The 14,286-nt window shown below is 74.1% G+C and carries 2 protein-coding genes; both read left to right on the top strand.

What is annotated here, in order from left to right; genetic code table 11:
* Positions 1-12,200: type I polyketide synthase (locus tag ABD369_RS38435; RefSeq protein WP_344641292.1), on the top strand; the 12,200-nt coding region annotated here is incomplete at its 5' end.
* A 48-nt stretch (positions 12,201-12,248) separates the two neighbouring features.
* A partial coding sequence (locus ABD369_RS38430; RefSeq protein WP_425557874.1) for a type I polyketide synthase occupies positions 12,249-14,286 on the top strand: 2,038 nt, incomplete at its 3' end.

Here is a 14,286-nt window from a genome sequence, read left to right as displayed (position 1 = left end):
GTGCGGCCGTGGCATCGTTCGAGCTGGGGGAGTGGCCCCCGGCCGGGGCGGTCGCGGTCGAGGTCGAGGACCTGTACGAGCGGCTGGCCGCTGCCGGCTTCGGGTACGGTCCGGTGTTCCAGGGCCTGCGCGCCGCCTGGCAGTCGGGCGACGATGTGTTCGTCGAGGTGGCGCTGCCGGAGGACGCGCGCGACACCGCGGCCTCCTTCGGCCTGCACCCGGCGCTGCTGGACTCGGCACTGCACGTGCTGGGCACCGTCGACCTGCTGGAGGACACCGGACGAGGCCGGCTCCCGTTCTCGTGGAACGGTGTGACCCTGCACGCCTCGGGCGCCGCCGCCCTGCGGGCACGGCTCTCGCGCACCGGCACGGACGCCGTCTCGCTGGAACTCGCCGACGAGACCGGTCAGGCGGTCGCCTCGGTCGAGTCGCTGGTGCTGCGCGAGGTCTCCGTGGAGCAGGTGCGCGGCGGCTACACGGAGTCGCTGTTCCGGGTGGAGTGGACCTCGCTCCCGGTCCCGGCCGCGCCCGCGGGCCGCTGGGCCGCCCTCGGCACGGACCCGACCGGAACCGGTGTCGAGTGCTTCACCGACCTGGCCGCCCTGGGGGCTGCCGCCGACGAGCGCGGGTCCGTTCCCGACGAGGTGTTCCTCGCGCTGGATCCGGTGGCCACCGACGACCTTCCGTCAACCGCCCGCGCCGTGCTGCACGGGGTGCTGGCCGTCGTCCAGGAGTGGCTGGCCGACGAGCGGTTCGCCGACTCCCGCCTGGTCCTGGTGACCCGTGGCGCGGCGGCGGGCGGCGAGGACCTGGCCCACGCCCCGGTCTGGGGCCTGCTGCGCTCCGCGCAGGCGGAGAACCCGGACCGCTTCGTCCTGGCCGACCTCGACGCCCAGGACGGCACCGGCGAACTCCTGGCGGGCGCGCTCGCCTCGGGCGAGCCGGAGTTCATCATCCGTGCGGGCGGGGTGAAGGTCCCGCGCCTGGCACGCGTCGAAGCATCTACCGCCGCACCGGTGTTCGGCACCGACGGTACCGTCCTGGTGACGGGCGCCTCCGGCACCCTCGGCGGTCTGGTCGCCCGTCATCTGGCTGCCGAGCACGGCGTACGCAGCCTGCTGCTGGTCTCGCGCAGCGGCGGCGGGTCCCAGAGCGCTGCGGAACTGACGGCCGCACTGCGCGAGTCGGGCACCGAGGTGACCTGGGCGGCGTGTGACGTCGCTGACCGTGCGGCGCTGGCGGACGTACTGGCCTCGGTGCCGGCGGAGTTCCCGCTGACGGGTGTGGTGCACACGGCCGGTGTCCTCGACGACGGCATCGTCTCCTCGCTCACCCCCGAGCGGATCGACACCGTGCTGCGCCCGAAGGTGGACGCGGCCTGGAACCTGCACGAGCTCACCGCCGATCTCGAGCTGACCGCCTTCGTCCTCTTCTCCTCCGCCGCCGGCACCTTCGGCGGCCCGGGCCAGGCCAACTACGCCGCCGCCAACGTCTTCCTGGACGCCCTCGCCCAGCGGCGCCGCGCCGCCGGCCTCCCGGCCGTGTCCCTCGCCTGGGGGCTGTGGGCCGAGGGCGCCGGCACGGCGACCGGTATGGCGGCCGCGCTCGCCGGCGGCGACGTCGACCGGATGGCCCGCTCGGGCGTGCAGGGGCTCTCCGCGGCCGAAGGCCTCGCCCTGTTCGACAGCGCCGCTGCCGGCGTCGACGCGGCCCTGGTCCCGATGCGGCTCGACCTGGCCGCGCTCCGGGCGGACGACGGCCGCGAGGTCCTGCCGCTGCTGCGCGGACTGGTCCGCGGCCCGGTCCGCCGCGCCGTGCGCTCCGCTCCGGCGGCGGGCTCGGAGCTGGCCGGCCGGCTGCGGGCCCTGCCCGCCACCGAACGCGAGCAGGCGGTGCTCGACCTGGTCCGCGGCCGCGTCGGGTCCGTCCTGGGCTACCCGGACACCACCTCGGTCGAGGCGGGCCGGGCGTTCAAGGAGCTCGGCTTCGACTCGCTGACCGCGGTCGAACTGCGCAACGAGCTGAACGGTGCGACGGGTCTGCGGCTGCCGGCGACGCTGGTGTTCGACTACCCGACGCCCGCCGCACTGGCCGCCTTCCTGCGCTCGGAGCTGGTCGGCGAGGAGACCGAGGCATCGGTCGCCGCCCCGGTCGCGGTCCTGGACGACGAGCCGATCGCGATCATCGGGATGAGTTGCCGCTACCCGGGCGGCGTGGAGTCGCCCGAGGACCTGTGGCGGCTGGTCTTCGAGGCGCGGGACGCGATCTCGGGCTTCCCGGCCGGCCGTGGCTGGGACCTGGACAACCTCTACCACCCGGACCCGGATCACCAGGGCACCTCGTACGCCCGCGAAGGTGGCTTCCTGCACGACGCGGGCCTGTTCGACCCGACGTTCTTCGGGATCTCGCCGCGCGAAGCCGTCGCGATGGACCCGCAGCAGCGCCTGCTGCTGGAGACCTCCTGGGAGGCGTTCGAACGCGCCGGCATCGACCCGGCCACGCTGCGCGGCAGCCGGACCGGCGTCTTCGCCGGTGTGATGTACCACGACTACGCCACGGCGATCGGCGAACTCCCGGACGGCGTCGAGGGCTACCTCGGCACGGGCAACTCCGGCAGCATCGCCTCCGGCCGCGTCGCCTACACGCTCGGCCTGGAAGGCCCGGCGGTCACCGTCGACACCGCGTGCTCCTCCTCCCTGGTCGCGCTGCACTGGGCGATCCAGGCGCTGCGAGGCGGCGAGTGCACCATGGCGCTGGCCGGCGGCGTCACCGTCATGGGCACACCCGAGACCTTCGTCGACTTCAGCCGCCAGCGCGGCCTCTCCGCCGACGGCCGGTGCAAGTCCTTCGCGGCCGCGGCCGACGGCACCGGCTGGGGTGAGGGCGTCGGCATGCTGCTGGTGGAGCGCCTCTCCGACGCGCGGCGCAACAACCACCCGGTCCTCGCCGTGGTCCGTGGTTCCGCCGTCAACCAGGACGGCGCCTCCAACGGCCTGACCGCCCCCAACGGCCCCTCCCAACAGCGCGTCATCCGCCAGGCCCTGGCCTCCGCCGGACTGTCGGCCGACGAGGTCGACGCCGTGGAGGCGCACGGCACCGGCACCACCCTGGGCGACCCGATCGAGGCCCAGGCGCTGCTGGCCACCTACGGCCGGGACCGCGACCAGGCCTCGCCGCTGTGGCTGGGTTCGGTGAAGTCCAACATCGGCCACACCCAGGCCGCCGCCGGCGTCGCAGGCATCATCAAGATGGTGATGGCCGTGCGGCACGGCATCCTGCCGCAGACCCTGCACGTGGACGAACCGTCGCCCAACGTCGACTGGTCCGCCGGCGCGGTCGAACTGCTCACCGAGGCCCGGCACTGGCCCGAGACGGGACGCCCGCGCCGGGCGGCGGTGTCCTCCTTCGGCATCAGCGGTACCAACGCCCACACCATCATCGAGCAGGCCCCCGAGACCGCCGAGCAGCCGGAGGTCGCCGCCGCGGAGCCGGGACGCTCCGCCGTGCTGCCGTGGCTGCTGTCCACGAAGAGCGAAGACGCGCTGCGGGCCCAGGCGGAGCGGCTGCTGTCCTTCGTCGAGACCCGGAGCGAGGACGAACTCGCCGACGTCGCCTACTCGTTGGCGACCACCCGGGCCACCCTGGAGCGCCGGGCGCTGCTGGTGGCCGAGGACCGTGAGGAACTCGTCCGCACGCTGCGGTCGCTGGCGGCCGGAGAGCCGGCCGCCGGAATCGTCCGGGGCTCGGCGAGCGGAGGGAAGCTCGCTCTGCTGTTCACCGGTCAGGGCAGCCAGCGCCTCGGCATGGGCCAGGAGCTGTACCACGCGTATCCGCCGTTCGCCGCCGCTCTCGACGCCGTCTGCGCGGAGTTGGACCGGCACCTGGACCGTCCGCTGCGCGAGGAGATGTTCGCGGGCGAGCAGCTCGACCAGACCGGCTACACCCAGCCCGCGCTGTTCGCGGTCGAGGTGGCGCTGTTCCGCCTGGTCGAGGCATGGGGCCTGCGGCCCGACCTGCTGGCGGGCCACTCGATCGGCGAGCTGGCCGCCGCGCACGTCGCCGGGGTGCTGTCGCTGGCGGACGCCGCCAAGCTGGTGGCCGCTCGCGGCCGCCTGATGCAGCAGCTGCCCTCGGGCGGCGCAATGGTCGCGGTGCAGGCGAGCGAGGACGAGGTCCTGCCGTTCGTCACCGACGAGTTGGGCATCGCGGCCGTCAACGGGCCGGCCTCGGTGGTGATTTCGGGAGCCGAGCAGGCCGTCCTGGCGGCGGCCGAGCAGCTCGCCGCCCAGGGCCGGAAGACCAAGCGGCTCACCGTCAGCCACGCCTTCCACTCCCCGCTGATGGACGGCATGCTCGCCGACTTCCGCGCCGTCGCCGAGGGCCTGACCTTCCACGAACCGCGGATCCCGGTCGTCTCCACCCTCACCGGAGCGGTCGCCGACGAGCTGCACACCCCCGAGTACTGGGTGCGCCACGTCCGCGAGGCGGTCCGCTTCCACGACGCCGTCCGGACCCTGGAGCGCGAAGGCGTCCGTACGTACCTGGAGTTGGGCCCGGACGGGGTGCTGTCCGCGATGGGCCAGGAGAGCGCGACCGAGGACGCCCTCTTCGCGCCGGCGCTGCGCGCGGGCCGTCCGGAGGCACGGGCGCTGACCACCGCCCTGGCCCAGGTGTACGTGCGCGGCGCGCGGCTCGACTGGCAGGCGGTCTTCGCCGGTCGCGGCGCCCGCCGGATCGACCTGCCCACCTACCCCTTCCAGCGTGAGTGGTACTGGCTGGAGCCGGCGGCCCGGACGACCGTCACCGCGGCGGACGAGGTGGACGCGCGCTTCTGGGAGGCCGTGGAGCGCGAGGACCTGGACACCTTGGCCGCGACCCTCCAGGTCGATGGTGACCGCGAGTTGGGCGCGCTGCTGCCGGCGCTGTCCGCCTGGCGCAAGCAGGCCCGCGCCGAGTCCACCGTGGACGGCTGGCGCTACCAGGCCACCTGGAAGCCGGTCGCCGACCCGGCCGCCACCGTGCTGTCGGGCACCTGGCTGGTGGCCGTCCCGTCCGGGCGGGCCGGGGAGAGCATGACGGACGTAGCGCGGCTGCTGGCCGATCGCGGCGCGGACGTCCGCCAGATCCTGCTCGGCACCGACCGCACCGAGCTCGCCGCACGTCTGGCGGACGCTGCCGGTCCGGAGCCGGTGGCCGGCGTGCTGGCGCTGCCGGCGCAGTCCGGCGGCGTGGCCGAGACGCTGGCCCTGGTGCAGGCCCTCGGTGACGCCGGTATCCCCGCCCCGCTGTGGTGCGTGACCCGGGGCGCGGTCTCGACCGGCCGCAGCGACCGGCTCGCCAGTCCGGCGCAGGCCCAGATCTGGGGTCTGGGCCGGGTGGTGGCCCTGGAGCACCCAGACCGCTGGGGCGGCCTGATCGACCTTCCGGAAGCCGCTGACGAGCGGGCCCTCGCACGGCTGGCGGGCGCCCTGGCAGGTGACGAGGACCAGGTCGCCGTACGTACCTCCGGCCTCTTCGCCCGTCGCCTGGTGCGCGCCGCCAAGCCGGACGCCACCGCGCCGAACTGGCAGCCGAGCGGTACCGTCCTGGTCACCGGTGGTACGGGTGCCCTCGGGGCGCAGGTCGCCCGCTGGCTGGCGCGCAACGGTGCCGAGCACCTGGTGCTGACCAGCCGTCGCGGCCTGGACGCTCCCGGTGCGGCCGAACTGCGCGATGAGCTGGCCGAGTCGGGTGTCACCATCACGGTGGCGGCCTGCGACGTGGCCGATCGTGCCGCGCTGGCGGAGCTGCTGGCGTCCGTCGAGGTGTCGGCGGTGTTCCACACCGCCGGTGTGCTGGACGACGGCGTCGTGGACGGTATGACCGCCGAACGGTTCGCGGCCGTGGCCCGTCCCAAGGTGGACGCGGCGCTCAACCTGCACGAACTCACCGCCGGGCTCGACCTCTCCGCATTCGTCCTCTTCTCCTCCGTCGCGGGTGTCATCGGCAGCGCCGGCCAGGCCAACTACGCCGCCGCCAACGCCTTCCTGGACGCCCTCGCCGAGCAGCGCCGCGTAGATGGCCTGGCGGCCACCTCCATCGCCTGGGGCCCCTGGGCCGAGAGCGGCATGGCCACCGACCGCACCCTGGAGGAGCGCCTGAACCGGGGCGGACTGCCCGCCATGGCACCGGAGTCGGGCCTCACCTTCCTGCACCGGGCGCTGTCCTCGGGCGATGTGACGGTGACCGCGGCCGACTTCGTCTGGGAGCGCTTCGCCCCCTCCTTCGTCGCGACTCGCGCCGGCCGGCTGCTCGACGAGCTGCCGGAGGCCCGCCGGGCGATCGACGAAGCCAACGGCGACCGGCCTGTGGCCGGCGGTTCGACCACGCTGGCGCAGCGGCTCGTGGACCTGACCGAGGCCGAACGCGACACCGTACTCCTCGACCTGGTGCGCACCCAGGTGGCGACCGTCCTCGGCTACGGCAACCCGGAGGGCATCGAGGTCGGCAAGGCGTTCCGCGAGCTGGGATTCGACTCGCTGACCGCCGTCGAGTTCCGCAATCTGTTGGCCGCGGAGACCGGGTTGGCACTGCCCGCCACGGTGGTCTTCGACTACCCGTCGGTGCGCGCGCTGGCCGACCACCTGCACGCCGAACTGCTCGGCGCCGCCGCCGGCCAGGCCGCGCTGCCCGTACCGGACGGCGTCGCGGAGGACGAGCCGATCGCGATCGTCGCGATGAGCTGCCGCTTCCCGGGCGGGGTCACCACGCCCGAGGAGATGTGGCAGCTGCTGTCGACGGGCACGGACGCGATCTCCGGCTTCCCGACCGACCGCGGCTGGGACCTGGAGGCGCTGTTCAGCAGCGACGCCGACCAGGCCAACACCGCCTACACCCGTGAGGGCGGATTCCTCTACGACGCGGCCGAGTTCGACCCGGTCTTCTTCGGGATCTCGCCGCGCGAGGCACTGGCGATGGACCCGCAGCAGCGTCTGCTGCTGGAGACCTCCTGGGAGGCGTTCGAGCGGGCCGGAATGGACCCGGGGCTGCTGCGCGGCAGCCGGACCGGCGTGTTCGTCGGCACCAACGGCCAGGACTACCTCCAGCTCGCCATGGACGCCTCCGACGAGCTCGGCGGCTTCCTCGGCACCGGCAACGCCGCGAGCGTGGTCTCGGGCCGGCTCTCGTACACCTTCGGCCTGGAGGGCCCGGCAGTGTCGGTGGACACGGCCTGCTCCTCCTCGCTGGTCGCCCTCCACATGGCCGTGCAGGCGCTGCGGAACGGCGAGTGCACGCTGGCCCTGGCCGGCGGTGTCACCGTGATGTCCACGCCGGGTGCGTTCGTCTCCTTCAGCCGCCAGCGGGGTCTGGCGGAGGACGGCCGCTGCCGGGCGTTCTCGGCGGACGCGGACGGCACCGGCTGGGGAGAGGGCGTCGGCATGCTGCTGGTCGAACGGCTCTCCGACGCCCGGCGCAACGGACACCCGATCCTGGCCGTGGTCCGCGGCTCCGCCGTGAACCAGGACGGTGCGTCCAACGGCCTGACCGCCCCCAACGGCCCCTCCCAGCAGCGTGTCATCCGCCAGGCCCTGGCCTCCGCCGGACTGTCGGCCGAGGACGTCGACGCGGTCGAGGCGCACGGCACGGGCACCCGCCTGGGTGACCCGATCGAGGCGCAGGCGCTGCTGGCCACCTACGGCCGGGACCGCGACCAGGCTTCGCCGCTGTGGCTGGGGTCGGTGAAGTCCAACATCGGCCACACCCAGGCCGCCGCCGGCGTGGCGGGGGTCATCAAGATGGTGCTCGCCATGCAACACGGCGTACTGCCGCAGAGCCTGCACATCGACGAGCCGTCGCCGCACGTGGACTGGTCCGCGGGTGCGGTCGAGCTGCTGACCGAGGCCCGGCCCTGGCCGGAGACCGGCCGCCCGCGCCGGGCGGCGGTGTCCTCCTTCGGTATGAGCGGCACCAACGCGCACACCGTCCTGGAGCAGGCGCCACCCCTCCCGGCGGTCGCCGACATCCCCCAGGACGACGGTCGGGCCGTCCCGCTCCTGCTGTCGGGACGCACCGAGTCGGCCCTGCGCGAGCAGGCCGCGCGGCTGCGCTCTCACCTGGCGGAGCGGCCCGAGCTGTCGCTGACCGACGTCGGCCACTCGCTGGTGGTGTCGCGGGCCGCGTTCGAGCACCGGGCGGTGATCGTCGCGGCTGGCGGTGACGTCGCAGTCCGGGAGCTGGCCGCGCTGGCTTCGGGTGAGTCGGCCGGGAACCTGGTGCACGGTTCGGTGGTAGCGGGCCGGACGGCGTTCCTGTTCACCGGTCAGGGCAGCCAGCGGGCCGGGATGGGCGCCGAGCTGTACGAGGCGTTCCCGCCTTTCGCCGATGCGCTGGACGAGGTGTTCGCGCACCTGGACCAGTACCTGGACCGTCCGCTGCGCGACGTGGTGTTCTCGGGCGAGGAGCTGGACCAGACCGGGTACACGCAGCCGGCGCTGTTCGCGATCGAGGTGGCGCTGTTCCGGCTGGTCGAGGCATGGGGCCTGCGGCCCGACCTGCTGGCGGGTCACTCGATCGGTGAGCTGGCCGCCGCGCACGTCGCGGGTGTGCTCTCCCTGGCGGACGCCGCTGCGCTGGTGGCCGCTCGCGGCCGCCTGATGCAGCAGCTGCCTTCGGGCGGTGCGATGGTGGCGGTGCAGGCGAGCGAGGAGGAGGTGCTGCCGCTGCTGACCGACGAGGTGGGCATCGCGGCGGTCAACGGGCCTTCCTCGATGGTGGTTTCGGGCGCCGAGGCGGCCGTTGTCGCGGTCGCCGAGCAGCTGGCTGCGCAGGGTCGCAAGACCAAGCGGCTGACGGTGAGCCATGCGTTCCATTCGCCGCTGATGGAGCCGATGCTCGCGGAGTTCCGTGCGGTCGCCGAGGGCCTGGCCTTCGCCGAGCCTCGGATCCCGATCGTCTCCATGCTGACCGGCCGGACCGCTTCGGCGGAGGAGCTGTGCTCGCCCGAGTACTGGGTGCGTCACGTCCGCGAGGCGGTCCGCTTCCACGACGCGGTCCAGGCCCTGGAGGCCGAAGGCGTCCGCACCTACGTGGAGTTGGGCCCGGACGGGGTCCTGTCCGCGATGGGCCCGGAGGGCGTGAGCGAGGACGCGGCGTTCGTGTCGGTGCTGCGCACGGGCCGTCCCGAGACGCAGGCGCTGACCACCGCCGTCGCCCAGGCGTACGTGCGTGGTGCGAGCATCGACTGGCAAGCGGTCTTCGCGGGCCGGGGCGCCCGCCGGGTCGACCTGCCCACCTACGCCTTCCAGCGCCGCCGCTACTGGGTGGAGCCCTCCGCTTCGGGGCCGGCGGACGTTGCCTCGGCCGGACTGGCTCCGGCCGAGCACCCGCTGCTGGGCGCGGCCGTCGAACTGCCGGACCGTGACGGTTTCCTGTTCACCGGGCGGCTCTCGCTGCGCACGCACCCCTGGCTGGCCGGTCACGCGGTGGGCGACACCGTCCTACTGCCGGGCACCGTGTTCACGGAGCTGGCGGTACGAGCCGGTGACCAGGTCGGCTGCGGCGTGGTCGAGGAACTCACGCTGGACGTCCCGCTGGTCCTGCCCGAGGAGGGCAGCCTCCAACTCCAGCTCGTGGTCGGTGGAGCCGAGCCTTCGGGTCGCCGCCCGCTGAGCCTGTACGCCCGGCCGGAGGACGCCACCGGCTCGGCACCCTGGACGTGCCACGCGGTCGGTCTCCTCGGTGTCGCCGCCGCGCCCGCGACACCGCTCGACCCGGGCGACTGGCCGCCGGCCGGCGCCGTCGAGCTGCCGGTCGAGAGCCACTACGAGCGGCTGGCGCAGGCCGGGCTGTGCTACGGGTCGGCCTTCCGGGGACTGCGCAGGGCGTGGCGGCACGGCGACGAGATCTACGCCGAGGTCAGCCTGCCGGAGGAACTGCAGGGGGAAGCCGACTCGTACGGACTGCACCCCGCGCTTCTCGACGCGGCGCTCCAGCCCCAGGCCCTCGGGGCCGGCACTGCCACCGAGGAGGAGCCCGAGGCCCGCAGGCCGTTCGCCTGGAACGGCTTCGCCCTGCACGCGGCCTCGGCCGCCGAGCTGCGGGTCCGGCTGACCCCGGCCGGGCCGGACGCGGTCTCCCTGATCGTGGCCGACGGCACGGGCGCGCCCGTCGCCTCCGTGGAGTCCCTGGTCCTGCGTCCCGTCTCGGCCGAGCAGTTCGCCGGACCGAACGCGGCCGGCCACCACGACGCGCTGTTCCGCGTGGACTGGACGCCGCTGGCCGTCCCGCAGCCGGCGGCGGCCGGCGGCCACTGGGCCGTCCTCGGAGCCGACGACTTCAAGCTGGGCCTGGCCCTGGAGACCGCCGGTGCCCGGGTCGACTCCTACCAGGACCTGGTCGCCCTCTCGGCGGCGGTCGCGGACGGCGGTCCGGCTCCGGACACCGTCCTGGTGGCCTGCGCCGCGGCCGACGGCGGTGCACCGGGCCTGGTGCCCGCCGTGCACACGGCCGCGCACCGCACCCTCGCCCTGCTGCAGGACTGGCTGGCCGACGACCGGCTCGCCGCCACCCGCCTGGTCCTGGTGACCGGCGGAGCCGTCGTCACTTCCGGTGACACCGAGGCCGATCCGGTCCACGCACCCCTGTGGGGCATGGTCCGGGCGGCCCAGACCGAGAACCACGACCGGTTCGTCCTGCTGGACCTGGATGACGACGAGGACTCCCGCCGCCTGCTGCCGGGACTGCCGGCCGTTATCGCCTCCGGCGAGAGCGAGTTCGCGCTGCGCGCGGGTACGGCCCTCGTCCCCAGGCTGGCGAGGGTCCCGGTCCAGGCTGCGGCCGACACCCCGGCGGCCCGGCCGCTCGACCCGCAGGGCACCGTGCTGGTCACGGGAGGCACCGGCGGTCTGGGCGCCCTGCTGGCCCGCCATCTGGTCACCGAGCACGGCGTCAGGCACCTGCTGCTGACCAGCCGCCGGGGCCCCGCCGCCGAAGGCGCCGCGGAACTCGCCGCCGAACTCACCGAGTTGGGTGCCGAGGCGACCATCGCCGCCTGTGACACGGCCGACCGGGAGGCACTGGCCGCGCTGCTGGCCCGGGTGCCCGCCGAGCACCCGCTCACCGCGGTGGTCCACACGGCCGCGGTGCTCGACGACGGCGTGATCGGCGCACTCACCCCCGAGCGGGTGGGCCGGGTGCTGCGCCCCAAGGTGGACGCGGCGGTCAACCTGCACGAGCTCACCGAGCACCTGGACCTGGCGGCCTTCGTCCTCTTCTCGGCCGCCGCCGGCACCCTCGGCGGCGCGGGCCTGGGCAACTACGGCGCGGCGAACGTGTTCCTGGACGCGCTCGCCCGCCACCGCCGCTCCCGTGGACTCACCGCGGTCTCCCTGGTCTGGGGCATGTGGGCGGAACGCCGAGGCATGGCGGGCCGGTTGAGCGAGGTCGACCTCGCCAGGTCGGCGCGCGGCGGTGTGCTGCCGATGACCGCCGAGCAGGGCCTGGCGCTCTTCGACACCGCCCTGACGGTGCCGGACGAGCCGGTGCTGGTGCCGATGCACCTGGACCTGAAGGTGCTGCGCGCCCTGGCAGCCACTCCGGGCGCGCTGCCGACGCTGTTCCACGGCCTGGTCCGGGTCCCGGTACGCCGTGCCGCGGCGGTGACTGCCGCCACCGCCGAAGCCGAACCGGCCACCCTGACCCAGCAGTTGGCCGACCTGTCGGCGGCCGAGCAGGAGCGGGTGGTGCTCGACCTGGTGCGCAACCACGTGGTCGCCGTGCTCGGCTACACCTCGGTGGACCTGGTCGGCGGCGGGCAGGCGTTCCGCGAGCTGGGCTTCGACTCCCTCACCGCGGTCGAACTGCGCAACCGGCTGGGCGCGGCCACCGGGCTGCGCCTGCCGGCCACGCTCGTGTTCGACTACCCGACGCCCGCCCTGCTGGCCGAGTACCTTCGGGCCGAGGTGGCGCCCGGCGCCACCGAGGCGGAGCCGCAGCTCCTCGAGGAGCTGGGGCGTCTGGAGGGCGTACTCGCCTCGCTCGCCGCGGCCGGCCTGTCCGACGACACCGCGCACGGACGGATCGCGGCCCGGCTCCAGGCCCTGCTCACCACCTGGAACGAGGCCAACAGCGAAGCGGTGGACGGCGGTTCGGCCACGCTCGACGACGACGCCTCCGACGACGAGATCTTCGACTACATCGACAAGAAGTTCGGCAGGGGCTGACCGCATTGGACGCACTGTGCCGCAACCCCCTCAGCCTGTGTCCCGACGATTCGAATGGGCAGCGTTCCGATGGCCAATGAAGACAAGCTCCGCGATTACCTCAAGCGCGTCCTGAAGGACCTCGACGAGGCCCACGACCGACTGCGCGGCCTGGAGGAGAAAGCCCGCGAGCCGATCGCGATCGTCGCCATGGGCTGCCGCTTCCCCGGCGAGGTGAACTCCCCGGAGGACCTCTGGCAGCTGCTGGCCTCCGGTGGCGACGCGATCTCCGGCTTCCCGACCGACCGCGGCTGGGACATCGAGGGTCTGTACGACCCGGACCCGGACGCGCAGGGCACCGCCTACACCCGCGAGGGCGGCTTCCTGCACGAGGCCGACCGGTTCGACGCCGCCCTGTTCGGCATCTCGCCCCGCGAGGCGCTCGCCATGGACCCGCAGCAGCGCCTGCTGCTCGAGGTCTCCTGGGAGGTGTTCGAGCGGGCCGGGATCGACCCCGCCACCCTGCGCGGCAGCCGTACCGGCGTCTTCGTCGGCACCAACGGCCAGGACTACACACCGGTCCTGATGCGCTCGGCCGAGAGCTTCGAGGGCCACCTCGGCACCGGCAACACCGCCAGCGTGATGTCAGGCCGTCTCTCCTACACCTACGGCCTGGAGGGTCCGGCCGTCACCGTGGACACCGCCTGCTCGGCGTCCCTGGTCGCCCTCCACCTGGCGGTGCAGGCACTGCGGACCGGCGAGTGCACCCTGGCCGTCGCCGGCGGCGTGACGGTGATGCCCAACCCCGGCACGCTGATCGAGTTCAGCCGCCAGCGCGGGCTGGCCGCCGACGGCCGCTGCAAGTCGTTCGCCGGCGGCGCCGACGGCACCAACATGGCCGAGGGCGTCGGTCTGCTGGTGGTCGAGCGGCTCTCCGACGCCCAGCGCAACGGGCACCCGGTTCTTGCCGTGGTGCGGGGGAGCGCGGTCAACCAGGACGGCGCCTCGAACGGTCTGACGGCGCCGAACGGCCCGTCCCAGCAGCGCGTGATCAAGCAGGCGCTGGCCAACGCCGGACTGACCGCCGACCAGGTCGACGCGGTGGAGGGCCACGGCACCGGCACCACCCTCGGCGACCCGATCGAGGCGCAGGCGCTGTTGGCCACTTACGGTCAGCACCGGCCCGAGGACCAACCGGTCTGGCTGGGCTCGGTGAAGTCCAACATCGGCCACACCCAGGCCGCCGCCGGCGTCGCGGGCGTCATCAAGATGGTGCTCGCCATGCAGCACGGCGTACTGCCGCGGACCCTGCACATCGACCAGCCCACCCCGCACGTGGACTGGTCGGCCGGCGCCGTCGAGCTGCTGGCCGAGTGCCGGCCGTGGCCGGAGACCGGACGCCCGCGCCGGGCGGCCGTCTCCTCCTTCGGCATCAGCGGCACCAACGCCCACACCGTGCTGGAGCAGGCCCCCGAGACACCCGCCGCCCCGGAGACGGAGGTCCGCCCCGCCCCGGCCGTGCTGCCGTGGCAGCTCTCCGGCCGGACCGCCGCCGCCGTGCGCGGGCAGGCGGCAAGGCTCGGCGACCACCTGGCGGCCCACCCGGCCCTGGAGCCTGCCGACGTCAGCTACTCGCTGGCCACCAGCCGCGCCGTCCTGGACCACCGCGCGGTGGTGATCGCCGAGGACCGGGACGGCGTACTCCGCGGCCTGGACGCACTGGCCTCGGGGAACTCGTCCGCGCAGCTCGTCGTGGGCAGGACGGTCGAGGGCAAGACCGCCTTCCTGTTCACCGGTCAGGGCAGCCAGCGCCTCGGCATGGGTGCCGAGTTGTACGAGACCTTCCCGGTCTTCGCCGAGGCTTTCGACGCCGTGTGCGCGGAGCTGGACGGGCATCTCGCGCGTCCGCTGCACGAGGTGGTGTTCGGCGGCGAAGAGCTGGACCGGACCGAGTACACCCAGCCGGCGATCTTCGCGGTGGAGGTGGCGCTGTTCCGGCTGCTGGAGTCCTGGGGTGTGCGTCCTGACTTCCTGGCGGGTCACTCGATCGGTGAGCTGGCCGCGGCGCACGTGGCCGGGGTGTTGTCGCTGGCGGATGCCGCGGTAC

It is taken from the genome of Kitasatospora cystarginea, assembly GCF_039533515.1.
In the GTDB taxonomy this organism is placed as follows: Bacteria; Actinomycetota; Actinomycetes; order Streptomycetales; family Streptomycetaceae; genus Kitasatospora; species Kitasatospora cystarginea.
Note: the sequence above shows the minus strand (reverse complement) of the source record. Positions and strands in the feature narration are given on the sequence as shown.